Here is a 23,958-nt window from a genome sequence, read left to right as displayed (position 1 = left end):
AGCACGACCCAGGCCCGATCGATGGCCGGGGCTTCAAGATGCTGCCGCGGACGGGGACGTGTCGGGCTTGATCCGCACCGGCACCGACTTGCTGGCCGGCGTCTTCGACTTGCGGTCGTGGAGCGACAGCGGCACCAGCGGATTCGCCTCGGGATAATAGGCGACCAGGCAACCGTCGGGCAGGTCGCAGGGAACGACCCGCAGGCCACCGACTTCCCGATGGACGCCATCGTCGGCATCGCCGACCAGCGACACGACCTGGCCGGATCGAAGCCCCGCCCGGCCGATGTCGGCCGGATTCATCATGACGACGTCTCGCGTGCCTTCGACGCCTCGCAGGCGATCGCTGTAGCCGTATATCGTCGTGTTGAACTGGTCGTTGCTGCGCAACGTGACAAGACGAAACCGGCCGGGACGGGAGGCGAACGCCACAGCCGAGAGTCCGGCGGGCAACCGGAACTCGGCCTTGCCGGTCGCGGTGTGCCAGATGCGCTCGCGCGCGGGATTGCCCCGGTAGAATCCGCCCGGTGTGTGGAGCCGGCGATTGAAATCGGCGAAGTGGTCGGGATAGGTCCGCTCGATGACGCCGCGCACGATCGAATAGTCGCCCGTCCACCTGTCCCAGTCGATCCGCGGATTGGGCGCGAGAGTCGCTTTGGCGATGCCCGCCACGATGGCGAATTCCGACAGCAGGTGCGGGCTTGCCGGCGCATGCCTGCCGACGGAGCCATGGATGCAACTGAAACTGTCCTCCACGGTGACGGTCTGGCGGCCGCTCGCCTGCACGTCTTCCTCGGAGCGGCCGAGGCACGGCAGCAGATAGGCTTCCCGCCCGTTCACCAGATGGCTGTGGTTGAGCTTGGTCGCGATCTGGACGGTGAGATCCATGCCGGCCCAGGCCTTTTCGACCGCCGCGCGCTCGGGCACGGCGCGCAGGAAATTGCCGCCCAATCCCAGGAACGCCTTCACGCGGCCGGCGATGAGCGCCTCGCAAGCGGTGACCGTATTGAGGCCCTCCTCGCGCGGCGGCTCGAAGGCGAACAGTTCGGCGATCCGGTCGAGCGGCACCAAGTCGGGCTTCTCGGCGATGCCCACCGTGCGCTGGCCCTGGACATTCGAATGCCCGCGGACCGGGAGAATGCCCGTTCCCTCCCGACCGATATTGCCCTTGAGCAGGAGCAGATTGATCAGCATGGCGACGTTGTCGAAGCCGTGGACGTGCTGGGTGAGGCCCATGCCGTAGACGCCGATCACGCGATCGGCCTCGACGTAGACCTGCGCCGCCGCCTCGATGGCCGCGCGCGAAAGGCCGGACTCCGTCTCGATGTCATCCCAGGCGGCGGCCCGCACCGCCTCCTCGAATGCCGCGAAGCCGTGAGTGTGCTGAGCGACGAAATCGCGGTCGATGACACGCCTGCCGCCGCGACGTGCGTCGTCGTCTCTGGCGAAGACATGCTTGCACATGCCGAGGATCGCGGCGATGTCTCCGCCCGCCTTGACTTGGTGATACTGCTGCGAGATCCGGGTTCGGTTTGGACTGAGCATCTCGCCGGGATGCTGGGGATTGACGAACCACTCCAGCCCGACCTCGCGAAGCGGATTGAAGGTCACGATCGCACAACCGCGCTTGGCCGCCGCCTGCAGAGGGTGGAGGAATCGCGGACTGTTCGTTCCGGTGTTCTGGCCGAAGAAGAACATGGCGTCGCATTTGGCCAGGTCGTCGAAGACGACGGTCCCCACGGCCGACCCGATCACTTCCTTCAGCGCGACCGAGGTCGTCTCGTGGCACATGTTCGAGCTGTCGGGCAGGTTGTTCGTGCCATAGAGCCGCGCGAGCAGCGCATAGGCGTAGGACGTTTCCAGGCTGGCCCGACCCGAGGCATAGAAGACGGCCGACTTCGGGTCGAGCCGTCCGAGCGTTCGGCCGATCGCGTCGAAGGCTTCCTGCCACGAGCATCGGACGTAGCGATCCGAGGCCGGATCGTAGCGCAGGGGCTCGGTGAGGCGGCCCTGCTGTTCGAGATCGTGGTCCGGCCACTCGCGCAACTGCGAGACGGTATGCGTCGCGAAGAAATCGGGTCCGCAGCGTCGGGTCGTCTGCTCCCACAACGTGGCCTTGGCGCCGTTCTCGCAGAACTCGAACGGGTGATGGTCCGAGGGTTTGGCCCAGGCGCAGGAGACGCAGGCGAATCCGCCCGGCTTGTTCTGGCGCAGGAGCGTGCCGAGCGAGGCTGGCGTGCCGCGCGCACCGAAGAATATCCGGGCGATGCTGCCCAACGATCCCCATCCGCCGGCGGATCCGTCGTACTTAACGACGTCGTCGTCGTGCTTCATGACCCCTCCCGATGCCGCTCCACCATGCAACAGGCCGACGACGTCCTTGGTTGCCATGCAATCGGGACTTGCCGGCCGAATCCTCCGGTTTCGGGAAACCCCCGAGGCTCAGCCGCGTTGCACATGATCGGAGCTTTGCGATGGAGCCGAGGGGAGCGTGTGGACGAACATCTATTGCGGCCCGGCCCCCACCCCGTCGCAGCTCGCGCAGCAGTGGAACCTGGACCCGTGGCTGCTGCTCGCGATGGTCGGGCTGTCGGCACTCCATGCGGCGGCGTTCGTGCGATCGCCGTCGAGAGGCAGGCAGGCGGCCTGCGCCGCCCTGGGATGGGCCCTTCTCTTCGTCCTCTTCGTTTCTCCACTTTGCGCCCTCGCTTCGGCTCTGTTTTCGGCTCGGATCGCCCATCACGCCTTGATGATCGCCGTCGTCGCGCCGCTGCTGGTGCTGGGCTGGCCCTGCCGACCGATCTTCAAAGGCGCGAGCCCGGGGGCGATCGCCGCGCTGGCGGTCCTCCACGCAGCCGTCCTGTGGTCCTGGCATGCGCCCTCGGCCTATGGCGCCGCCCTTTCCAACACGACGGTGTACTGGGTGATGGAACTCACCCTGCTCGGCACGGCGCTGCTCCTCTGGCAGGTACTCCTGTCCCCGTGGGCACACCTGTCGGTCGTCATGGTGGCGCTCGTCGGGACAGCGACCCAGATGGCCCTTCTCGGCGCGCTCATCACGTTCGCGCCCGCGCCGCTCTATGAACCTCACCTGCTGACGACCGAGCCCTGGGGCCTGACGGCCCTTCAGGACCAGCAGCTGGCCGGCCTGATCATGTGGATCCCGGCATCGCTTCCCTACGTCGTCGTGGGTCTTGCGCTCGTCTTCCGGCGCTTCCTGGCGCCGGCCTGGGCGCCCCGAAGTTCATGACCGTCGCGCTCAAGACCGTCCATATCGTGGCGCTGAGCGTCTGGTGCGCCGGGCTCCTGGCGTTGCCCGCGCTGCTGGCGAACCGCCGTCTGGCCGATCCCGACCGCACCGAACTGTCGAACAGGCTGGCACGGCGCCTGTTCATCGAGGTCGCGTCGCCCGCCGCGTTGCTTGCCATCGCGAGCGGCGTCGCCCTGATCTTTCAGCGCGGCGTCTACTCGGACTGGATGTACGCCAAGCTTGCCGCCGTCAGCCTGCTCGTCTTCGTCCACCTGCGGGCCGGCAAGCTGGTCTCGTCGACCTCGCATCCCTTCCGGACGTGGCGACAGCTGGCCTCGACCGTCGCGACGCTGATGACGATCTCCGCGGTGCTCTGGCTCGTGCTGGCAAAGCCGGTGCTGGAGCCACGCTTTCTCCCGGCATGGATGGAAAGACCGGGGGCCGGTCAATCCTTGCTCGAGACCATCAGGCCGATCCCGTGATCGAAGACGAGCTTGCCGCCATGCCAACCGGCAAACGAGACGTTCAGCACCCCGAGGCACGACAGGAAAAGGCCCCAGGGAAGGATCTGGCTTTCGTCGCCCCATTGCCTGGCGCCCCAGTTGGCCGCCAGCACCGCGAGCAACATCACGGCCACCACCCCATGCGTCCAGCTCGGCGTGCGGGCGCGGATGCCGGGAACGAGCAGCAGTTCCGCCAATCCGACGAGGCTGGCCAGCAGGCCCGTCCAGAACGCCGCGCCGCTGGCCCACAGGGCGGCGCGCGCCCAAAAGACATCGCCGCCGAACCAGAACAGGAGGTCGCAGCCCAAGGTCACGACGGTGAGCGCGATCGGGAAATGGACCAGCATCGCGTGGATTGGATGTCCGGCGACCGCGACCGCGGAACTGACGTCCGGCGCGGCGACCTGCTCGATCTTCGGGTTGACCATCGTCTCGTCCCCTTCTCCTTGCTGCTGCTGCTCGCCGGTTGCGAGGGCCCCGCCTCCGTGCTGGACCCCGCGGGACCGGCCGCCGCAGCCGTCGCGCGGCTCTGGTGGGTGATGCTGTGGGCGTCCCTCGCCTTGTTCGGCCTGGTGGCCGTGCTGCTGGCCGTGGCTGTGTGGCGGCGCACGCCCGCCAGCGAGTCAACGCGGCTCTGGCTCGTTGGTGGCGGCCTCGTCCTGCCGGGAGTGATCCTGCCCCTGTTGCTGGGATACGCCATCGTGGTCGGGGAGCAGCTGCTTGCCCGGGGGGACGGGGCGATTCCCGTGCAGGTCGTCGCCCGGCAATGGCAATGGACCTTCTATTACGGCGCCGCAGACGAGGCGCGGGCGTCCGATGGCGTCCTCCACATGCCCGCCGGCCGCCCGGTCGACCTCCAGGTTTCCAGCGTCGACGTCATCCACAGCTTCTGGATTCCCCGACTCGGCGGCAAGATCGATGCGATCCCCGGACGGACCAACGTGCTGCGCCTGGTGGGTTCGGAACCCGGACGATTCCTCGGCCTGTGCGCGGAATTCTGCGGCACCGGGCACACGGGCATGTCCGTGGCGGTCCAGGTCCACGAAGCGGACGACTACCGGCGCGCGATCGAGGGGCTGAGAAGAGCGACGCCGGACGAGGTCGATCGACGGCGCGGCCGGCCGACGGACGGGTCGCGATGACCCCGTCGACGCCGCGCTCGCCGATACGCCTGCACAAGGAGCTCGACGCGCTGTGGGGCACCCGTGGACGGCTGGGCTGGTTGTCCGCGGTCAACCACAACGTCGTCGGCAAGCGCTTCATCGTCACTTCCATCGCCTTCTTCGCGATCGGCGGCCTGCTCGCCATGTTGATCCGGGCACAGCTCGCCAGCCCGCGCAGCGCCTTCGTCGGGCCGGAGATCTACAACCAGATCTTCACGATGCACGGCACGATCATGATGTTCCTCTTCGCCATTCCCCTGTTCGAGGGCCTGGCGATGTACCTGCTGCCGAAGATGCTGGGAGCACGCGATCTCGCCTTCCCCCGCCTCTCCGCCTACGGCTACTGGTGCTACCTGTTCGGCGGATCGATCCTGATCTTCGGCATGCTGGCGGGGGTCGCCCCCGACAGCGGCTGGTTCATGTACACGCCGCTCAGCTCGCAGCCCTTCACGCCCGGCATCAATGCCGACATCTGGCTGATCGGCATCACCTTCGTCGAGATATCCGCTCTCTGCGGCGCGATCGAGATCATCGTGTCGGTCCTGAAGGTGCGCGCGCCCGGCATGTCGGTCGATCGCCTTCCCCTGCTGGCATGGTTTCTGTTGATCACGGCCTTCATGATGCTCGCGGGCTTTCCGCCGCTCATCCTCGGCTCGATCCTGCTCGAGCTGGAACGGGCGCTCGGCCTGCCCTTCTTCGATCCGGAACGCGGCGGCGATGCGCTGCTCTGGCAGCACCTCTTCTGGCTGTTCGGCCATCCGGAGGTCTACATCATCTTCCTGCCCGCCGCGGGCGTGGTGTCGATGATCGTGCCGGCAATGGCGGGCCGCCGGATACTCGGTTACGCCTGGATCGTCGTCGCGGCGATCGCATTGGCGTTCCTGAGCTTCGGTCTCTGGGTGCACCACATGTTCACGGTCGGCATACCGCATCTCGCGCTGGGCTTCTTCTCGGCCGCGAGCATGCTGGTCGCGGTGCCGACGGCCGTGCAGATATTCGCCTGGCTGGGCACGTTGATGGCGGGCCGACCGCAACTCCGGTTGCCGATGCTGTACGTCGTGGGTTTCTTCCTCGTGTTCGTTCCCGGCGGCCTCACCGGCGTCATGGTCGCAGCCGTGCCGTTCGATCAGCAGGCACACGACACGCACTTCGTCGTGGCGCATCTGCACTACGTCCTGGTCGGCGGCTTCGTCTTCCCCATGCTGGCCGCGGCATACTACTGGCTGCCGCTGTTCACCGGGCGATCGGTGGAGTCCGGGATCGGCATCACCGGCTTCTGGCTGATACTCGTGGGATTCAACCTGGCTTTCCTCGTCATGCATCTCACCGGGCTGCTCGGCATGCCGCGCCGCGTGTTCACGTACGAAGCCCATCTCGGCTGGGATTGGCCCAACCTCGTCTCGTCGATCGGGGCATTCATCCTGACGATGGGCTTCGCGGCGGTACTGCTGGACATCGTCCTGCAGTTCAGGACCGCCCGGCGCAGCGGCAAGAACCCGTGGGGAGGAACGACCCTCGAATGGGCGACGCCCAAGCCCGCGCCCAACTACAACTTCGCGTCTCTTCCCTCGGTAGGCGATCGCGATCCGCTGCTGGGCAACGAAAGGCTGGGCCCGCAACTGGCGGCGGGATGCGGCTACCTTGCCTTCACGCGCAATCGCTGGCTCGAGACCCTGGGCGTCGAGACGGCGACGGGCAAGCCCGAGCAGATCATCGTCCTTCCGGCACCGACGCTTCTGCCTCTGTACTCGGCGTGTTTCACGGCGGTGTTCTTCGTGGCGGCGCTCTTCAAGATGTACGAGGTCGCGTTGGCCGGAGCGGCATTCCTCGGAGTCACCTTCCTGTTCTGGGCCAGGGAGGTCGAGGCGCCTCGGGAATACGGGCTGCTGCCCGCAGGGCACGACATGCATCTGCGGACCCATCGGGAAGTCGCCAACCCGCCGGCGCGCATGGCGATGCTGCTGACGCTGGTCGCCGACGGAACGCTCTACGCCTGTCTGATCTTCGGAGTGCTCTTTCTCTGGCTGGTGGCGCCGAACTGGCCGCCCGATGCCCTGTTGCAAGACGGCTGGATCGAGGCCGGCATGGCCGGCACCGCCTGGGCATTGGCCGCCTGGGGGGCCCGCCTTGCCTCACGTCCCGCCGCGATCGGCTCCGATCGTTGTCGGAAACTCCTCCTGGCCGTCGTGGCTGCCAATGCAGTGGCGCTCGTCGGCGGTATCGCACTGATCGGGCAATTGCCGGATGCTGCAGCCCACGCTTACGCGGCCGGCAGCCTGGTGGTCGTCGTCTACACGGCCTTCCATGCCGGTGTCGCCATCGTCCTCGGCCTGCAGGCCTGGTCCGTCTGCCGACGCAAAGACGCCCCGACCCTGCGCCGGGCCCCTGTCGATCTGGCATGGATTTGGCAGATTTTCAGCACCGTGGGCGGCATCCTGGGCTTGGTCTTCGTATGCGTTCTGCCGCATCTCATCGCCGGGTGAGCGGTCGATCCGGCCGTCAGATCAGCTCCCGCACCGTGTCCTTGGCGACGGTGAGCGCGATCCTGCCGGCGGCCGGAGTGCCCTTGACGAGCGATTGGGCGAGCTTGGTCGCCTGCTCGAGCGTGGCGATCGGCGGCATGGGCGGCTCGTGCGGATCGACGACCGCCTCGACGAGGACGGGGCCCGGTCGCGACATCGCTTCGGCCAGGATCGCGGCGCAGTCGCCCGGTTCCTCGATGGTGTAGCTCGCGATGCCGAAACCACGCGCCACGGTGGCGAAGTCGATCGGCTGGAGCTCGCAACCATACTCGGGGTTGCCGAGGAACACGAGTTGCTCCCATTTGATCTGCCCGAGCGTATCGTTCTTGATCACCACGATCTTCACGTCGAGGCCGTACTTCACGCAGGTCGCCAGTTCGCCGAGCAGCATGGAAAGGCCGCCGTCTCCGACGAAGCAGACGACCTGCCGCCTCGGGTAGGCGATGGCCGCGGCGATGGCATAGGGCAGCGCGCAGGCCATGGTTGCGAGGTTGCCGGAGCAGGAGAACTTCATGCCTTCGCGGATCGTCAGGTGGCGCGCCGCCCAGGTCGTGATCGTGCCCGAATCGGTGGCGACGATCGCATCGGGAGCCAGCAGCTTGTCGAGCTCGTGGGCAACCACCTGGGGCTTCATCGGCTTGTCGCGCCGCATGCCGCGCTCGTCCATCAGCTGCCGCCATTGCTCCATGCCCAGGCGCGCCCGGTCGAGGAAGCCACGGTCTTCGCGCGCCTTCAATCGCGGCAGCAGCGCTTCGAGAACCTTGCCGGCGTCTCCGACCAGGCCCGATTTCACCGGATAGCGCAGCCCGATCCGTTGCGGATCGAGCTCGATCTGGACGGCCGCCGCCTGGCCCGGCTTCGGGTAGTACTCGATGTACGGGAAGGAGCTGCCGACGATGAGCAGCGTGTCGCACTCGGCGAGCGCTTCCTGCGAGGGTCTGGTGCCGAGCAATCCAATGCCGCCGGTCGAGTAGGGACTGTCGTCGGGCACTGCGCCCTTGCCGAGCAGCGGCTTGACGATGGGTGCGGCCAACCGCTCGGCGGCGCGCACCACGAGGTCGCCGGCGCCGATCGCCCCCTGGCCCGCCAGGATGACCGTCTTGCGTCCGTTGTTCATGATTTCGGCCGCCTCGTCGAGCGCGCTCTCGGACGGCAACTGCCAGGAGCGGGGCAGCACGTCGGAAACATGATACGGAACGTTGCGCTCGGACCGGGGCATGGTGTCGATGGGCATCGACTGGACGTCGACCGGTATCGTGACATGGGCGACGCCGCGATAGGCGAGCGCGGTTCGGCAGGCCAGCTCGACGGTGTTCTCGACGTGGCCCGGCCCCATGACCCGCGCGTTGTAGACCGACACGTCCATGAAAAGCTTGTCGAGCTCGACATCCTGCTGGGTCAGGGTGTGCACGAGGTCGTGGAACTGCAGCCCGGTGATGGCGAGCACGGGCTGGCCGTCGAGCTTGGCGTCGTACAGGCCATTGAGGAGATGAATGCCGCCCGGCCCCGACGTGGCGACGCATACGCCCAGACGCCCCGTCCACTTGGCATAGGCACAGGCCGCCAATGCCGCCGATTCCTCATGCCGGACCTGGATGAACCTGATGTCGTCGCGGCGCACGCGGAGCGCCTCCATGATGCCGTTGATGCCGTCGCCGGGCATGCCGAAGACGGTGTCGACCTTCCAGGCGACGAGGGTGTCGACGAGGATGTCGGAGGCGGTCGGCTCGGCCATGGGCGGCTCCTTCGATGAAGCGAGGGCAAGCGCGGCGGCATGTCGATGATGCCGCACCGGAGATCCAGGGACGAACGAGCCGCTTCGCCGATTCGTTGCATGCCAACGGTGGGCGCAACGCGCGCCCGAGCCGGTCGTTGATCTTCGCCGATTGAACAACTCACGAAATTCGACGTCGATCGTGAACGATAGAACACTGCATTTCGCCGGCGGCGACGGAACGGAACTTGCCGGCAGCCTGCGTCTTCCCTCGGCCGAGGGTCGGACGTTTCCCGGTGTCCTGCTCGTGGCCGGCAGCGGGCCGACGGACCGCAACGGCAACAATCCGCTTTCGGCCCGGCGGCTGGACACGTTGAAGCTGATCGCCGAGCGTCTGGCGGAGGCGCAGATCGCCAGCCTGCGCTTCGACAAGCGCGGCGTGGGCGCCTCGACCGTCGCACCGCGCGACGTGGAGGCAAAGGCGCGGTTCTTTCGCTGGGACAATGCCATCCACGATGTGGTGGCCGCGCATGGCGCATTGTCGGATCAGCCGACGGTCGACGTCCATTGCACGGGCTTGCTGGGCCACAGCGAGGGCGGTCTTCTCGCTCTGGCCGCCGCGCCACGCACGAGGGATGCTCCCCGCGGCATCGTGCTGGCCGCAACGCCGGGGCGACCGCTCGGGCACATCATTCGCCGGCAGGTGGCGCGGCGACACCCCTCGCTCCTCGCGGAGGTCGAGCATGGCCTGGCCGAGATCGGCGCCACCGGCCGCCCACCGTCCGCGACCGCGATGACCAGGCTGTTCCCTCCCTACATAGGGCCCTATCTGCAGCACGCGATGGCATTCGACCCGGTCGAGGCCCTCACGGCCGTCGACGCGAAATGTCTGCTGGTCCAGGGTGCCGCCGATCGCCAGGTGGTGCCGATGGACGATATCCAGCCGATGGTCGACGTCTTGACCGGCGGCCGACCCGACTCCGACATCCTCATCGCCCCTTCCGTGTGCCACGCCCTGCATCGGGCTTCCTCGCGCGAGGGTGACCCACGGCTTGCCCCCGTCGTGGCCGACGGGATTTCATCCTGGCTTCGGGCAAACCTGATTTAGCCGTGAGGTTTGCCGGGCCTGCGAGGTTGCCGGGGCGCGTGTGGCGGTCGTTTCTCGGAATGGTCGACCTTGGCGCGCTGGTCGGACGGATGGACGGCACGCGTCAGGTTGAAGGCCGTGTTGATCACGCTGATGTGCGATAGCGCCTGGGGAAAGTTCCCGAGCAGACGGCGGTTCTCGGTGTCGTATTCCTCGGCGAGCAATCCGAGGTCGTTGCGGGTCGCCAGCACGCGATCGAACAAGGCCAGTGCCTCGTCGCGCCGCCCGACCGCGGCATAGGCGTCGGCCAGCCAGCAGCTGCAGGCCAGGAACACGCCTTCGCCCGGCTGGAGGCCGTCGGGTACCAGCTTGGTGTCGTAGCGGCGCACGAAGCCGTCCACCAGGAGCGTCCTCTCGATTGCCTCGATCGTGCCGAGGAAGCGCGGGTCGCGGGGTTCGACGAAGCCGACCTGCGGCAGGAGGAGGAGGCTCGCGTCCAGGACGCCTTCCCCGTAGGCCGCGCGGAAGGTATTGCCCTCCCTGTCGTAACCGTACTCACAGACGTCGGCATGGATCGCGGCCCGCTCGGCACGCCATTCGTCGACCGGCCCTTCCAGGCCCGAACGCTCCACCGCCTTGATGGCGCGATCGAAGGTCACCCATGCCATCACCTTGGAATAGGTGAAATGCCGTGTCGGTCCCCGCGTCTCCCAGATGCCGTAGTCGGGCTCCCTCCAGCATCGGCCGACGTGCCTGACGAGCTCGAGCTGCAATGCCCAGCCGGCTTCCGTCGTCGCCAGGCCGCCCTCGCGCGCCTGCTCGAAGGCATCCATCAGCTCGCCGTAGACGTCGAGCTGAAACTGATGATAGGCCGCGTTGCCGATACGGACCGGCCTCGACCCGAGATAGCCCGGAAGCCAATCGACCTGCCATTCGTCCAGGCGTCGTTCGCCCAGCAGCCCGTACATGATCTGCATGTCCGCCGGCGCCCCGGCGACCGCGCGCTGCAGCCAGTCGCGCCATGCGGCGGCTTCGTCGTAGACACCGGCATCCATGAGGGCGAGCAGTGTCATGGTGGCGTCGCGGATCCAGCAGAAGCGATAGTCCCAGTTGCGCTCCCCGCCGGGGTGCTCGGGCAGCGACGTCGTCGGCGCGGCGACGATGCCTCCGCTCGGCGCATAGGTCAGCGCCTTGAGCGTGATGAGTGAGCGGCATATCGCGTCGCCATAGGGCCCGCTTGTGTCGACATTGGCGATCCAGTCGCGCCAGAAGCCGGTGCAATCGTCGACCGCGCCGATCGCGTCCGACGGCGGCGGATCGTCGAGATGCGACAGGCAATGGCTCAATTCGAAGGGAATCGTCTCGCCTTCGCGGACGCTGAAGGTCGCCACCGTGCGGAAATCCTCGCCGCGCAGCTCGACAGGACAGCGCAGCAGGACCTTGTCCGGACCGGCGATGGCACGCACCCCGCCGTCGCGAAGGCGGGTGACCCACGGCACGGTGTGCCCGTAGCCGAAGCGCAGCACGAGTTCCAGGCGCATCTCGACCGTTCCGGCATCGCAGCGCACCAGGCGCATCAGGTCGGAAGTCCCGTCGTGCGGCAGCATGAAGTCGATCAGCGTCGCGGTTCCCGACTCGGTCACGAACGTGGTCTCGAGGACCAGCGTGCCCGGCCGATAGCGGCGCGACACCTGCCGAGGCGCCGTCGCCGGCCCGATCAGCCAGCGTCCGTGGTCGGCCGATCCGAGCAAGGCCGCGAAGCACGCGTCCGAGTCGAACCGCGGCCAGCACAGCCAGTCGATCGAGCCGTCCCTGCCGACCAACGCGGCCGTCTGGCAATCCCCGATCAGGCCGTAATCCTCGATCGGCGCGCTCATCGGCCTTCCTTCATCGTCACACGATCTGCCTGGTCCATTCGCCATAAACATGCCGGATGTCGCCGCGCGGCATGCTCAAGGCGACGAGCGCCACGCCGCAAGCGATCGCGGCGCCCTGTTGCACGGCCGTCGCATCGAGGACGAAGCTCAGCACGATCAGCGCCACGCCCCACACGACGTTGAGGAAGCGTGCAACGCGCGCGACTTCGGCGCAAGCGATCGCCGTCGTCGTCAGCACGAGCGCGCCGATCAAGTGATCGCCGTCGGCCATCGCGCCCTCCGCATCGAGCGTGAGCCGCGTCAACATCAGCCAGACTCCGATCGCGGCCGAGACGGCCAGCGACCACGGCAGCGATACACCGCCGCCCACCATTTCCCGTGCCACGACGAGCGCGGGGCGGTCGAACTCGTCCTTCGCAGCCTCGGCTTCTCCCGCGTTCCGGCGATCTTCCGCATCGGTGTCGCCGAACAGCAGGACGCGCAGGACGGGCCGGCCGGCGGCACGCCGCCGGCGCAGGAACGCCACCGAGGCGACGAGCTCGTCGAGCGAATACGGGATCTGCACAAGCATCGCCGCGGCGGCGATCAGGCAGAGCGTGCACCAGGTGCCGATGACGATCGGCTGGATGACGATGAAGGTGATCGAGACGACGCCGAGCGGCACGATCAGGAGGCCGAACAGCAGAACGAGCCAGGGCATGGTTCGCCAGCGCCGCGTCGAGCCGCCGACGCCGGCCAGGATCTCGAGCGCGTAGACGAGCCCGCCGACGGCCGCATCGGGCACGGGCCAGGCCTGCGACACCGAGGACGTGATGATCTCCTCGGTGCCGTTCCGGGGATCGGGTCCACCGGCAAAGAACGGCTCCCACACCGCGTCGGTATGGCCGAGTTGATAGGCCGCCAGGTAGCGCGACACGATCAGGCCGATCACCGCGAGCGCGATGATCGGGATGCGCTGGGTCCAGGCCGACGGATTGTAGCTCCACCCCGAGGGTATCGACGGCCCGCTCGCCGAGGCGAGCGGCGACGGCCCCGGCTCGGGCGGCGTGCAGACGGCGAAGGCGAAGATCAGCCCGCCGACCAGCGTTCCATTCAGATAGGCGGCCGCCTCCGGCGTCCAGAAGACGAATGGCGCGCACATCACCCACGTCCCCACGCCGGCCGCCGCCCACCGCACCGCGACATTGCGGCGGGTCAAGGCGAGAGCGCCCAGCACCATGACGATGCAGCCGCAGGCGACATCGCTCCAGGCGAGGAGCGGCGGCGCGACGCCGATCAGCGGCGGCGAGGTCGCGAGCCATGCCCCGAGGAAGATGTTGGCGAAGCCCGCCCATCGGTAGCGCCCGTGCGCGCGTGCGCGCGCGTCGGCGTCCCGCTGCCTCAGCTCCTCCGGATCGTGGCCGGCCTTGTCGGCGGCGGCGATCCACGGCGGCGGCGTCACCTTGTTGGCCTCGTACCAGCCGAGCGGATCGCTCCTGAGGGACTCGACGAGCTTCGGCAGTTCGTCGGCCAGCCGATGCCGCGGCCGCCATCCCAGGAGGTCCCGCGCCCGCGACACGTCGAGCGCGTAGTGGTCGTCGGCCATGTCGATCATGAAGGGCCGGATGAACGGCTTCTCACCCTGATCGAGCGCGTCCGGCACGAGCGGCTCGATCGCGTGCTGTGCCCATGCTCCTGCCTTCGCAACGGGCTTCGGCACCTCGATCGTCGTCCAGTCGGGATCGCCATGCAGCATGCTCCCGACCAGGTCCTGAATCTCGGCGTAGCTCATCGCATCGGGTTCGCCGACGAGAAGCGTGGCGTCCCGGGGCAGTTCGGCGCGCCGATCGACGACGCGGCGAAACGCGTCGATCATGTCCTCGCGATGCAGCATGCTCTGGCCGGCGGCCGTGCTGCCGGCATAGAGATGGCCCTGCAGCGAGCCTTCATAGATGCGCGCGATCTGTTCGGCGAGCGTCGGCACGGTAGTGCGATCGTCGTACAGGCCGGCGAGGTGAAGCAGGACATAGGGGATACGGCCGTGCTCGGCCCGAATCGCCTCCTCGGCGTCGGCCTTGGATTGCGGATAGGCCCATGTCGGGGCGACCGGCCGGCTCTCGTCGATCCGTTCGCCGGGCCGGCATGCCTCGTGGACCAGCATGGTGCCGGAATAGACGAACTGCTCGACCGGGAACGATTGCAGGGCCCGCAGCAGGCGCCGCGTTCCCTCGACATTGACCTCGCGATAGAGCGGATTGTCCTCGCCGGTGAAGTCGAAATAAGCCGCGAGATGGATGACGCTGGCAATCCGGTCACCGTGGCGTTCCCGGATCCCGTTCAGTGCCGCCGCGACCCGCTCGTCCGAGGTCAGATCGGTGGCGACGACCGGAAACCCGAGGTCGGCGCCCTCGCGGTCGAGCCCGACGACGCGATAGTCGGCCTTCAGCGCCGCGGCGATCGACCGGCCGACGTTGCCAGACGCCCCTGTAATCAGCACGAGCGGCTTGGATGATGACATGTCGGCTGCTCCGCTGGTTCGTCGCCCGGGCCGCGATCCGAAGGGAGAACGTCAGTCGGCGAGGGTCGTTGCCTGTCTCCGGACGCTCCGCCGGCCGCCTTGCCGCGTGCCCGACCCGTGCCCTACGCTGCCCCGAGCCACCCTCCAGTCGGAGAGACTCCATGACGGCCGTGACGAGCGAGGAGATCCCCATCATCGACGTGTCGGGCGTCCTGGCCGGCGACGCCGCCGCGCTGGCGCGCTGCGGCGAGGAGTTGCGCCACGCCTACGAGGATGTCGGCTTCTGGTTCATGACCGGGCACGGCGTGCCGCAGGCGCTGGTCGATCGCGTGTTCGCCGAGGCGGCGCGCTTCCATGCCCAGCCGCTCGACGACAAGCTCCGTCTCAAGATCAACGAGCACAATATCGGCTACCTGGCGATGAAGGCGGCGACCACGCGGCACTCCGACGTCAGCACGGGCAACAAGCCCAACCTCAACGAGGCGTTCTTCGTCAAGCGCGACCTGCCGGCCGATCATCCCGACGTGATCGCCAACCGGCGCTTCCGCGGCGCCAACCAGTGGCCGGCCGCGCTGCCCGGCTTCCGCGAAGCCGTGGTTGCCTATTGCGACGCCATGGAGCGCGCGGCGCTCTCGATCCTGCCGGTCTATGCCGTGGCGCTCGACCTGCCGCCGGATCATTTCGCGCCGGCCTTCCGCGAGCCGCAATACACGCTGCGCATGTCGCACTATCCCCACACGCCTGTCTTGCAGGACGGCGAGTACGGCCTGGCGCCGCACGCCGACACCTCGTTCATGACCCTGCTGGCGCAGAACAAGGTGCCCGGCCTGTCGCTGCGCACCGCCTCGGGACGCTGGATCGACGCGCCGGCCATCGAGGGCGCCTTCCTGGTCAACAGCGGCCAGATGCTGAACCGCTGGAGCAACGGCCGCTTCCGCGCCACGCCGCACCGCGTCGTCAACCGTTCCGGCGGCGAGCGCTACGCCATCCCGTTCTTCTTCGACTGCACCATCGACCACGAGATGGTCTGCCTGCCGTCCTGCACCGACGCCGCCCACCCGCCGAAGTACGAGCCGACGACCTACAGCGACTTCATGACGTGGTACCAGAAGCAGAACTACGACCACGTGCGCACCGCCGAGGGCGTGCGGTTGCAGGCCAATTGAGCCTCACGCCTCCCTGCGCGGAAGCGCGGGGAGGTGCCCACACCTCCCCAACTTGGTTGGGGAGGAATCTACCCCGGCGGCACCGTCCCCGCCCTGGGATCGATCGGCAGCAGCTTGTGCAACCCGACCGCCTGTTCGTAGAGCGCCGCCGCCTGCAACAGTGCCGCCTCGCCGCGTGGCTTGCCGACGAGCTGCAGGCCGACCGGGCGGCCGTGCCGGTCGAAGCCGCAGGGCACGGCGACGGCCGGGCTGCCAGTGACGGTGATCGCCGAGTTTAAGGTCGAGCCCGCCATGTAGTTCTCGAGCTTCCTGCCGGCGATGGTGGCGGGCGCGCGCAGGTTGACGTCGAAGGCGCCGGTCGGCGCGCCCGGTGTCACCAGCAGGTCGTACGTCCGGAAGAACTCGGCCATGCGCCTGAAGAGCGCGGCGCGCTCGCGCTCGGCCCAGGCGAGCCGGCTGGCGGTCTGCTTCTGGCCGAGCTCGGTGTTCCAGATGATGTCGGGCTTGATCTTGTCCCGGTGCTGCTCGATCTGCAGCTCGCGGTCGACGACGAACTGCTGGCTGCGCAGGGCCATGAACACCTCGTCGACCGGCCCGAAGTCGGGCGACGCCTCCTCGACGATGCAGCCCAGCTCCTCGAAGCGCCGCACCATCCTCGAGCAGATGTCGCGGATCTCGCCGTCGAGCTCGCAGATACCGCCGAGGTCGGCCGTCCAGGCGATGCGCCTCGGCGCCGCGGGCTTCGCGACGGCGGCGCTGAACGAGACGGCCGACGCGTCGAAGGTGAGTGCATCGTGCGGGCAGAAGCCCGCCATGGCATCGAGGAAAAGCGCGAGGTCGGGCACGGTGCGCGCCATCGGCCCCTGCACCGATTGCGGCGACCAGAGATTGTTGGAGGTGCCGCGCGTCACGCGGCCGGGCGACGGACGCAGGCCGACGACCGAGCAATAGGTGCCGGGCCGGCGCAGCGAGCCGCCATGGTCCGAGCCGTGCGCCAGCCAGACCTCGCCGGTGGCCAGCGACACCGCGCCGCCGCCGGTCGAGCCGCCGCAGGTGAGCGACGTGTTCCACGGGTTGCGCGTGCGCCCGAACACCTCGTTGAAGGTCGAGCCGCCGGCGCCGAACTCCGGCGTGTTCGACTTGGCGACGACCACACCGCCCTTGCGCTCGATGCGCTCGACCAGGGGATGCGATTTCGCCGGCACGTGGTCGGCGAAGATCGGCGAGCCGTAGGTGGTGCGCACCCCCGCCACGTCGGTCAGGTCCTTGATCGAGACCGGAAGGCCGGCGAGCCAGCCCGCTTCGCCGGCGGCTTCGCAGGCTTCGCCTCCGTCCATGATGCGCCGGGCGTGGTCGCGGGCGCGGTCGAGGCAGAGAGTCGGCAGCGCGTTGACGTGCGGCTCGACCTCGGCGATGCGGTGCGCCGAGGCCTCGATCAGGTCGAGCGGCGTGATCTCCCTCTTCTTCAGGAGAGAGACGGCCTCGACGGCGGTGAGACGCCACAACTCGCTCATGCCCTTGCCTCCCGCGGATGCCTTGCCTCGTAGCGCGCGATCCAGAGGGTCGCCGCGCAGATGATGGTGCCGCCGGCCAGCGCCCAGCCGGTCGGCAGGTGGGCGAACATCAGGAAGCCGAACAGCGACGCCCAGACCATATCGAGGAAGCGCACCGACTGCACGGCCGAGACGTCGGCGATGCGGTAGGCGCGCGTCATGCAATAGTGCGCCGAGGAGCCGACCAGGCCGCAGGCGCCGAGCAGGGTCCACTGCAGCGCGGACGGCCACTGCCAGGCCACGCGCAGCGGCCATTCGAGGGCGAAGACGGCGAACGGCAGGCTGCCGACGAAGATCACCACGCCCAGCCAGAAGACGATCGCCTCGGGCCGGTCGTAGCGGGTGAGCACCTTGGAGATCAGGAACGAGGCGGCGAACAGGGGCGATGACACCAGCATCCAGACGGTCGACATCGAGGCTATGTTCGAATCGACGAGGCCCGGCCACAGCACGACCAGCACGCCGCCGAAGGCGATGAGGACGGCGGCCCAGCGCGCGGCATACATGCGCTCGCCGAGGAACAGCGAGGCACCCAGCATCATGAAGATCGGGCCGGTGAAACCGATCGCCGAGGCCTCGGCCAGGGTGACGTTGGGGATGACGCCGAACCAGATCAGCGAGCCGGTGACGTGGAACACGGCGCGCCAGGCATGCAGCGACGGCCGGCCCGGCCGGTAGCGCTGCCAGCCGCCCGCGACCACGAAGGGCAGCAGCAGGGCGGAACCGACGAGATAGCGCAGGCACACGACCTGCGGCGGATGAAGTTGATGCGTCAGCAGCTTCTGCGTCATGTTGAGGACGCCGAACAGCACGCCGCAGGCGGTCATCCAGAGCAGCGCCCGCAGGGTGGCGTTGGCCGGGATCATCGCGGATAGAGGCCGACCGCCGCGCGCCGCCGCTGGCCGAAGAACAGCAGGCCGAGCAGCATCATGTTCAGCAGGTTGAAGGCCAGCGCCACCTGGAAGGCGGGGCGATAGGACAGGGTCAGGTCGAAAATCGCGCCGCCCATCCAGCCGCCGATCGCCATGCCGGCCATGGCGAACAGCATGACCACGCCGAGCCGCCAGCCGGCGATGGTCGGGCCGTAGACCTTGCGCAGGATCAGCGCATAGCCCTGGACGATGGCGATGTAGGGAATGCCGTGGATCACCGAGAGCGTGTAGATGCCGGCGACGCTCGTCACGAACCAGAAGCCGACCAGCGCCACGACCTGGATCAGCGAGCACAGCAGGCTGACCTGGAGCGGCCCGATGAAGTCCGACAGCCGGCCGAGCACGAAGACCGCCGCGACCGCCGTCACCAGGATGAGCGCGATCGCCTCCGAGCCGCGCGCCGGCGACAGGCCGAGATCGCCGCAGAACGCCACCATGTGGACGAACGGCACGGCCATCGCCGTGCAGCAGCAAAGGCTCGCCAGCGACAGCAGCGTCATGATCGCCTTGGACGGCATCGGCAGGCCGGACAGATCCTCGGCCTGCACCGCGCGGGCGCGCGCTACCGGCGAAGGCCGCACGTAGAAGGCGCAGATGAAGAGCAGCACGCCCGCGATCACGCCGTAGATCACCAGCGTCTCGCGCCAGCCGTACTCGGGCACCAGCCAGCGGTAGATCTGCGGCCAGATGAAGCCCGAGATGGCCGGGCCGGCCGAGATGATCGAGACCGCGGTGCTGCGTCGCCTGTCGAACCAGCCCTGGATGTTGTTCATGGCCGGCGTGAAGGTGCCCGAGTTGCCGAGCAGGCCGAGCGGGATGGCGTAGCCGAGATAGAGCAGCCATTCGCCGCCGGCACTCGCCAGCCAGCCGCCGGCGAAGATCGAGACGCCGGCGATGAACAGGGGCACGCGCGGGCTGGTGCGGTCGGCCAGCCAGCCCATCAACACGCCGCCCACGCCCATGGCGAAGAAGCCGAGCATGTAGGCGAAGGACGGCACGGCGCGCTGATCGCCGAATTCGGCGGCGATCTCCTTCAGCGCGACCACGGGCAGGTAGAGCGCGCCGCCGCCCAGGCCGATGCAGAACATCGACAGGAACGCGAGCCGCCAGGCATACGGGCTGTCGACGCCGGCGCGCTGGCCGATGGCGGTCATGCGGTGGCAGTCATTTGCTGAAGGTCATTCGCGGGCGAGCGCCGCGTTGGCCGCCGTCTCCGCGTCGAGCGTCTGATCGTCGTCCATCAGCACGGTGACCTTGCGCAGCCTGCCGGTGAACTCGAACGGCGCCTCGTAGTGCGACACCGGGCTCGACCGGTCGCGGCCGATGTCGAGACCCGACCAGGAGATGAAGGCGACGAAGCCGGCCTGGGTCTCGAAGCCGCCCGCCGCCTCGCCGTCGATCAGGAGCGTGGCGATGTTCCTGCCTTCCTTGCGCCGCATGCGCACGCCGAGGCGGCGGTTGCCCTTCGGCACCGGCCGGTCGGAGACGGCGACGTGATGCTGGCCGCCCACGTTCATGTCGTAGGCAAGCCGTCCGTCCTTCATGTAGAGCGAGTAGCCGCAGGTCATGTCGCCGTGGGCGATCAGCACGCCCTCGCTGCCGGCATCGATGCGGGCATCGGCCTCGATCGTGTAGGTGCGGTTGCGCACGTCGGGCGCCACGTCGGTCGGCACATGCCCCATGCCGGCATGGAAGACGAAGCGCTTGCGTGGCCCATGGAAGCGCGTGGCGTTGTCGGCGAAGCGCGGCGCGAAGCGGTCGTCGAGCGGCAGCACCTTGCATGCCGCCGCCTGCCTCCACCATTCGTCGATCATCGCCTTCAGCCGCTCCGGCTCCTTGGCGGCGAGGTCGTCGACCTCGTTGAAATCGTTGTCGAGGTGGAACAGCTCCCACTTGTCCTGCTCGAAGGCCGCGCCGGGCGGATGGAACGACACGGCCTTCCAGCCGTCGCGCCACAGGCCGCGATGGCCGAACATCTCGAAGTATTGCGGCGCGATCCGGGCCGGCGCCCCTCGATTGCCGAGGCTGGCGGCGAAACTGGTGCCCTCGATCGGCATCTGCGCGACGCCGCCGATCGAGTCGGGCGGCCGCACGCCGACGATGTCGAGCAGGGTCGGCACCAGGTCGCTGGCATGGCAGAATTGGCCCCGCAGCTCGCCGCGCGCGGCGATGCCGGTGGGCCACGAGATCACCAGCGGGTCGCGGATGCCGCCGCCATGCGTGTTCTGCTTGTAGCGGCGCAGCGGCGTGTTGGCCGCCATCGCCCAGCCCAGCGGGAAGTTGGAATGCGTGTCGGGCCCGCCGATGTCGTCGATGCGCGCGATCTTCTCCTCGATCGGCTCGCGCTTGAGGTTGTAGGGACCCATGGCGTTGACCATGCCGAGCGGCCCGCCCTCCTGGCTGGCGCCGTTGTCGGACATCACGACGATCAGCGTGTCGTCGAGCTGGCCCGCGCGATCGAGGAAATCCACCAGCCGCGCGAGGTGCTGGTCGGCGTGATCGAGCATGGCGGCATAGGCCGCCTGCAGGCGGGTGAAGAGGCGGCGCTCGCCCTCGGGAATCTCGCTCCAGGCGCGGACGTGGTCGTTGCGCGGCGGCAGGCGCGTCTGGCCGGGCACGATGCCGAGCGTCTTCTGCCGTTCGAGCCGTCGCTCGCGCTCGACGTCCCACCCCTCGGCGAACATCGCGTCGTACTTGGCGATCAGGTTGGCCGGCGCCTGGTGCGGCGCGTGACAGGCGCCCAGGGCGAGCCAGGTCAGCCACGGCAGCTCGGGCCGGTCGCCGACATGGTCGGCGAGGTAGCGGATCGCCTGGTCGACGAGGTCGGCCGTCAGGTGATAGCCGCCGGCATGGTCGCCCGGCGGATCGACCGGCGTGTTGTCGCGCACCAGCTCGGGCGCGTACTGGTCGGTCTCGGCGTCCATGAAGCCGTAGAAGCGATCGAAGCCGCGGCCGAGCGGCCAGCCGTCGAACGGACCGGTGGCGCCCGATTCGGTGAGCGGCGTGACGTGCCACTTGCCCAGCATGTAGTTGCGATAGCCGTGCGGACGCAGCATCTCGGCAATGGTGCCGGCCTCCTTCGCGATCTTGCCGCGATAGCCGGGATAGCCCGAATCGAAGTTGGCGAGGCAGCCGACGCCGACGGAATGGTGGTTGCGTCCGGTGAGCAGCGCGGCCCGCGTGGTCGAGCACATCGCGGTGGTGTGGAAGCCGGTGTAGCGCAGTCCCTTGCCCGCCAGGGCATCGATGGTCGGCGTCGAGATCGGCGAGCCGTAGCAGCCGAAGTCGGAGAAGCCGACATCGTCGAACAGGACCACCAAGATGTTGGGCGCGCCCTTTCCGTGCAAGCCGGGTGGCCTTTCCGGCTCCTCCGGCCAATGCGGCCGGGACTCCTTCACCGTCGTCCCGATCCGTGCCGCCATTGCAATTCCTCCCTTTGCGCGGTCTTCTAGCACGCAGAATGACGCACTTCACATCCGACGGCGTGCAACTCGCCTATGACGAATTCGGCCAGCGCGACGCACGCAAGGCGATCGTGCTCGTGCACGGCTTCTCGTCCAACCGATACGAGAATTGGAAGCGCATGGGCTGGTACGACGCCATCGCGGGCAAGGGAATGCGCGGGCTGGCACTCGACTGTCGCGGTCATGGCGAAAGCGACAAGCCGCACGATCCGGCGCGGTACGACCGTGCGGCGATGGCGGGCGACGTGTTCCGGCTGATGGACCATGCCGGCATCGAGCGTGCCCACCTGCTGGGCTTCTCGATGGGCGCCCACATCGCGCTGACGGCGGCAATGACGGATGGCGGCCGCATCGACCATCTCGTCGTCGCGGGCGTCGGCGGCCGGATCTTCGAGCCACCCGCCGATCCCGACGGCATGGCCAGGGCGATGGAAGCGGCCTCGCCCGACGAGATCGCCGACCCGATGCTGCAAAGCTTCCGCCACTTCGCCGACGAACAGAAGGAAGACCGTCGCGCCCTGGCCGCCTGCTCGCGCGGTCCGCGCACGCCGATCACCCGGGACGCGCTGTTCGCCGTGCGCCGGCCCACGCTGGTCATCGCCGGCCAGCGCGATTCGCTCGCCGGCTCGCCGCAGGTCCTGGCGCAGGCCATCGCCGGGGCGAAGGCCGTCACCCTGCCCGGCTGCGACCATTTCTCGATGATCGCGCACGGCCTGTTCAAGGCCAGCGTCTTCGACTTCTTCGACGGTTGGCTGGAGTAGCCGATGGCGAGGAAGGTCCTGCCGTTCGCGCGCATCCGCGAACGCGCCGCCGAGCGCAAGGGCGGCGAGAAGGTGCTGGCGTCGCTGCTGCCGAAGAAGCGCAACAACAGGGATCTCGCCGGGCTCGGCGACGACCGCGTGCTGGCCGAGATGACCCGGCGCGTCTTCTCGGCGGGCTTCGTGTGGAGCGTGATCGACCAGAAGTGGCCGGGCTTCGAGGCGGCGTTCCTCGGCTTCAACGTCAAGCGCCTGCTGTTCCAGCCGGCCGAGTTCTGGCACGGGCTCGCCTCCGACAAGCGCATCGTGCGCAATCCGCAGAAGATCAAGTCGGTGCGCGAGAACGCCGCGTTCGTGAGCGACATCGCCGCCGAGCACGGCAGCTTCGGCAAGTTCCTCGCCGCCTGGCCGGCCGACGACCAGGTCGGGCTGCTCGACGTGCTGGCCAAACGCGGTGCGCGGCTGGGCGGCAACACGGGTCAATACCTGATCCGCTTCCTCGGCCGCGACTCCTTCATCCTGAGCAACGACCTGATGCTCTGCCTGCGCGACGCGGGCGTGCCGCTGAGCGACAAGGGCACGTCGAAGAAGGACCGCAGGCTCGCCCAGGACCAGATCAACGCCTGGGCCAGGGAAAGCGGCCTGCCGCTCACCCACGTCTCGCGCATCTGCTCGATGTCGATCGGCGAGAACCATCCGGCCGAGCGGCTGCGCGAGGTCATGCAGTCGTGACCGAGCTCCTGCTCATCAATCCGAACACCACGGCCTCGATCACGGAGCTGGTGCTGAGGACCGCGCGGGGCTTCGCGAGCACGGGCACGACGCTGCGCGCCGTTTCGGGCGCCTTCGGGCCGCGCTACATCGCCTCGCGCGTCGGCTACGCGATCGCGGGCCACGCCGCGGTCGACGCACTGGCCAACGACCGCGGCCGCAAGGATGCCGTGATCCTCGCCTGCTTCGGCGATCCCGGACTGGCCGCGCTCAAGGAAATCTCCGACGTGCCGGTGGTCGGCATGGCGGAGGCATCGATCCTGCAGGCCTGCGCCGTCGGCAAGCGCTTCTCCATCGTCACCGGCGGCGAGCGCTGGAAGGCGATGCTCGAGGAGTTCGTCGTCGCGCAGGGCCTCGGCCCGCGGCTCGCGTCGGTACGCACGGTTGCGCCGACGGGCGCCGACATCGCGCGCAATCCCCGGGCGGCGCTGTCGCTGCTCGCGAGGAGTTGCACGGCCTGCGCGCGCGAGGACGGCGCCGACGTCGTGATCCTGGGCGGTGCGGGGCTTGCCGGACTGGCGGCACGGCTGGGATCGCGGGTTGCCGTGCCGCTGCTCGACGGTGTCGCCTGCGCCGTCGCGCTCGCCGAGAGCCTGGCGCGGCAGAAGCTCGGCGGCCTCGGCGATCCGCCGCCGCCCGTCGACAGCGTCGGCCTGTCCAGGGGGCTCGCAAAGCGGATCGGTTAGCCCTAGGGTCCCGGT

At 68.5% G+C, this 23,958-nt stretch carries 18 protein-coding genes; 9 read left to right on the top strand and 9 right to left on the bottom strand.

The window, feature by feature from the left end:
• Positions 1-33: 33 nt before the first annotated feature.
• Positions 34-2,334: an FdhF/YdeP family oxidoreductase gene (locus KIT25_00910; protein ID UYN97783.1), complete on the bottom strand. Its 2,301-nt coding sequence runs from the start codon at positions 2,332-2,334 to the stop codon at positions 34-36.
• Between the two features lie 244 nt (positions 2,335-2,578).
• Between KIT25_00910 and KIT25_00905 the strand changes: the two genes are divergently transcribed.
• On the top strand, positions 2,579-3,250 hold the full coding sequence (locus KIT25_00905) for a cytochrome c oxidase assembly protein (protein UYN97782.1): 672 nt from the start codon (positions 2,579-2,581) through the stop codon (positions 3,248-3,250).
• Complete coding sequence (locus tag KIT25_00900) at positions 3,247-3,732, top strand: CopD family protein (protein UYN95539.1); 486 nt, start codon at positions 3,247-3,249, stop codon at positions 3,730-3,732. Before KIT25_00905 ends, KIT25_00900 begins: the two co-directional genes overlap by 4 nt.
• Here the strand turns inward: KIT25_00900 and KIT25_00895 are convergent.
• Positions 3,696-4,181, bottom strand: coding sequence for a DUF2231 domain-containing protein (locus tag KIT25_00895; protein UYN95538.1), 486 nt, complete (start codon positions 4,179-4,181; stop codon positions 3,696-3,698). The genes KIT25_00900 and KIT25_00895 overlap by 37 nt on opposite strands.
• A gap of 18 nt (positions 4,182-4,199) precedes the next feature.
• Here KIT25_00895 and coxB point away from each other — a divergent pair, with 18 nt between their 5' ends.
• On the top strand, positions 4,200-4,895 hold the full coding sequence (coxB, locus tag KIT25_00890; protein ID UYN95537.1) for a cytochrome c oxidase subunit II: 696 nt from the start codon (positions 4,200-4,202) through the stop codon (positions 4,893-4,895).
• On the top strand, positions 4,892-7,399 hold the full coding sequence (ctaD, locus tag KIT25_00885; protein UYN95536.1) for a cytochrome c oxidase subunit I: 2,508 nt from the start codon (positions 4,892-4,894) through the stop codon (positions 7,397-7,399). Before coxB ends, ctaD begins: the two co-directional genes overlap by 4 nt.
• Positions 7,400-7,415: 16 nt before the next feature.
• On the opposite strand, the gene KIT25_00880 is transcribed toward ctaD, so the two are convergent.
• A complete protein-coding gene (locus tag KIT25_00880; GenBank protein UYN95535.1) occupies positions 7,416-9,173 on the bottom strand; it encodes a pyruvate oxidase in 1,758 nt (585 codons plus the stop codon).
• 151 nt (positions 9,174-9,324) lie between these two features.
• On the opposite strand from KIT25_00880, the gene KIT25_00875 reads away from it, so the two are divergent.
• Positions 9,325-10,260, top strand: coding sequence for an alpha/beta fold hydrolase (locus KIT25_00875; GenBank protein ID UYN95534.1), 936 nt, complete (start codon positions 9,325-9,327; stop codon positions 10,258-10,260).
• Here the strand turns inward: KIT25_00875 and KIT25_00870 are convergent.
• Together KIT25_00870 and KIT25_00865 are read right to left on the bottom strand one after the other, a co-directional pair.
• On the bottom strand, positions 10,257-12,116 hold the full coding sequence (locus KIT25_00870; protein UYN95533.1) for a glycoside hydrolase family 15 protein: 1,860 nt from the start codon (positions 12,114-12,116) through the stop codon (positions 10,257-10,259). The genes KIT25_00875 and KIT25_00870 overlap by 4 nt on opposite strands.
• A 16-nt stretch (positions 12,117-12,132) precedes the next feature.
• The gene (locus KIT25_00865; GenBank protein UYN95532.1) at positions 12,133-14,613 is read right to left on the bottom strand and encodes an NAD-dependent epimerase/dehydratase family protein; all 2,481 of its coding nucleotides are present in this window, start codon (positions 14,611-14,613) and stop codon (positions 12,133-12,135) included.
• A 161-nt stretch (positions 14,614-14,774) separates the two neighbouring features.
• On the opposite strand from KIT25_00865, the gene KIT25_00860 reads away from it, so the two are divergent.
• The gene (locus tag KIT25_00860; GenBank protein UYN95531.1) at positions 14,775-15,779 is read left to right on the top strand and encodes an isopenicillin N synthase family oxygenase; all 1,005 of its coding nucleotides are present in this window, start codon (positions 14,775-14,777) and stop codon (positions 15,777-15,779) included.
• 68 nt (positions 15,780-15,847) lie between these two features.
• Here the strand turns inward: KIT25_00860 and KIT25_00855 are convergent, their stop codons facing one another.
• From KIT25_00855 to KIT25_00840, 4 genes are read right to left on the bottom strand one after another with little or no spacing between them, the layout of a single operon-like run.
• Positions 15,848-17,293: an amidase gene (locus KIT25_00855; protein UYN95530.1), complete on the bottom strand. Its 1,446-nt coding sequence runs from the start codon at positions 17,291-17,293 to the stop codon at positions 15,848-15,850.
• On the bottom strand, positions 17,290-18,198 hold the full coding sequence (locus tag KIT25_00850; GenBank protein UYN95529.1) for a DMT family transporter: 909 nt from the start codon (positions 18,196-18,198) through the stop codon (positions 17,290-17,292). Before KIT25_00850 ends, KIT25_00855 begins: the two co-directional genes overlap by 4 nt.
• On the bottom strand, positions 18,195-19,418 hold the full coding sequence (locus tag KIT25_00845) for an MFS transporter (protein UYN95528.1): 1,224 nt from the start codon (positions 19,416-19,418) through the stop codon (positions 18,195-18,197). The genes KIT25_00850 and KIT25_00845 overlap by 4 nt, the downstream gene beginning before the upstream one ends.
• 24 nt (positions 19,419-19,442) lie before the next feature.
• Positions 19,443-21,686, bottom strand: coding sequence for an arylsulfatase (locus KIT25_00840; GenBank protein ID UYN95527.1), 2,244 nt, complete (start codon positions 21,684-21,686; stop codon positions 19,443-19,445).
• 38 nt (positions 21,687-21,724) lie between these two features.
• Here KIT25_00840 and KIT25_00835 point away from each other — a divergent pair, with 38 nt between their 5' ends.
• The 3 genes from KIT25_00835 to KIT25_00825 are packed head-to-tail and all read left to right on the top strand — an operon-like array spanning position 21,725 to position 23,943.
• Positions 21,725-22,489, top strand: a complete 765-nt coding sequence (locus tag KIT25_00835; GenBank protein ID UYN95526.1) for an alpha/beta hydrolase — start codon at positions 21,725-21,727, stop codon at positions 22,487-22,489.
• A gap of 3 nt (positions 22,490-22,492) precedes the next feature.
• Entirely contained in the window at positions 22,493-23,218 is a 726-nt protein-coding gene (locus KIT25_00830) for a DNA-3-methyladenine glycosylase I (protein ID UYN95525.1), read from the top strand.
• Entirely contained in the window at positions 23,215-23,943 is a 729-nt protein-coding gene (locus KIT25_00825; protein UYN95524.1) for an aspartate/glutamate racemase family protein, read from the top strand. The genes KIT25_00830 and KIT25_00825 overlap by 4 nt, the downstream gene beginning before the upstream one ends.
• Positions 23,944-23,958 lie beyond the last annotated feature (15 nt).

This window comes from Enhydrobacter sp. (genome assembly GCA_025808875.1).
Classification (GTDB): Bacteria; Pseudomonadota; Alphaproteobacteria; order Reyranellales; family Reyranellaceae; genus Reyranella.
Note: the sequence above shows the minus strand (reverse complement) of the source record. Positions and strands in the feature narration are given on the sequence as shown.

Excerpts from the sequence above, each read along its gene's own strand:
- KIT25_00830 (UYN95525.1), top strand. The coding sequence starts at position 22,493 with ATGGCGAGGAAGGTCCTGCCGTTCGCGCGCATCCGCGAACGCGCCGCC.
- KIT25_00855 (UYN95530.1), bottom strand. The coding sequence starts at position 17,293 with ATGAGCGAGTTGTGGCGTCTCACCGCCGTCGAGGCCGTCTCTCTCCTG.
- KIT25_00905 (UYN97782.1), top strand. The coding sequence starts at position 2,579 with ATGGTCGGGCTGTCGGCACTCCATGCGGCGGCGTTCGTGCGATCGCCG.
- KIT25_00845 (UYN95528.1), bottom strand. The coding sequence starts at position 19,418 with ATGACCGCCATCGGCCAGCGCGCCGGCGTCGACAGCCCGTATGCCTGG.
- KIT25_00895 (UYN95538.1), bottom strand. The coding sequence starts at position 4,181 with ATGGTCAACCCGAAGATCGAGCAGGTCGCCGCGCCGGACGTCAGTTCC.
- KIT25_00870 (UYN95533.1), bottom strand. The coding sequence starts at position 12,116 with ATGAGCGCGCCGATCGAGGATTACGGCCTGATCGGGGATTGCCAGACG.
- KIT25_00835 (UYN95526.1), top strand. The coding sequence starts at position 21,725 with ATGACGCACTTCACATCCGACGGCGTGCAACTCGCCTATGACGAATTC.
- KIT25_00910 (UYN97783.1), bottom strand. The coding sequence starts at position 2,334 with ATGAAGCACGACGACGACGTCGTTAAGTACGACGGATCCGCCGGCGGA.
- KIT25_00850 (UYN95529.1), bottom strand. The coding sequence starts at position 18,198 with ATGATCCCGGCCAACGCCACCCTGCGGGCGCTGCTCTGGATGACCGCC.
- KIT25_00880 (UYN95535.1), bottom strand. The coding sequence starts at position 9,173 with ATGGCCGAGCCGACCGCCTCCGACATCCTCGTCGACACCCTCGTCGCC.
- KIT25_00860 (UYN95531.1), top strand. The coding sequence starts at position 14,775 with ATGACGGCCGTGACGAGCGAGGAGATCCCCATCATCGACGTGTCGGGC.
- ctaD (UYN95536.1), top strand. The coding sequence starts at position 4,892 with ATGACCCCGTCGACGCCGCGCTCGCCGATACGCCTGCACAAGGAGCTC.
- KIT25_00900 (UYN95539.1), top strand. The coding sequence starts at position 3,247 with ATGACCGTCGCGCTCAAGACCGTCCATATCGTGGCGCTGAGCGTCTGG.
- KIT25_00840 (UYN95527.1), bottom strand. The coding sequence starts at position 21,686 with ATGGCGGCACGGATCGGGACGACGGTGAAGGAGTCCCGGCCGCATTGG.
- KIT25_00865 (UYN95532.1), bottom strand. The coding sequence starts at position 14,613 with ATGTCATCATCCAAGCCGCTCGTGCTGATTACAGGGGCGTCTGGCAAC.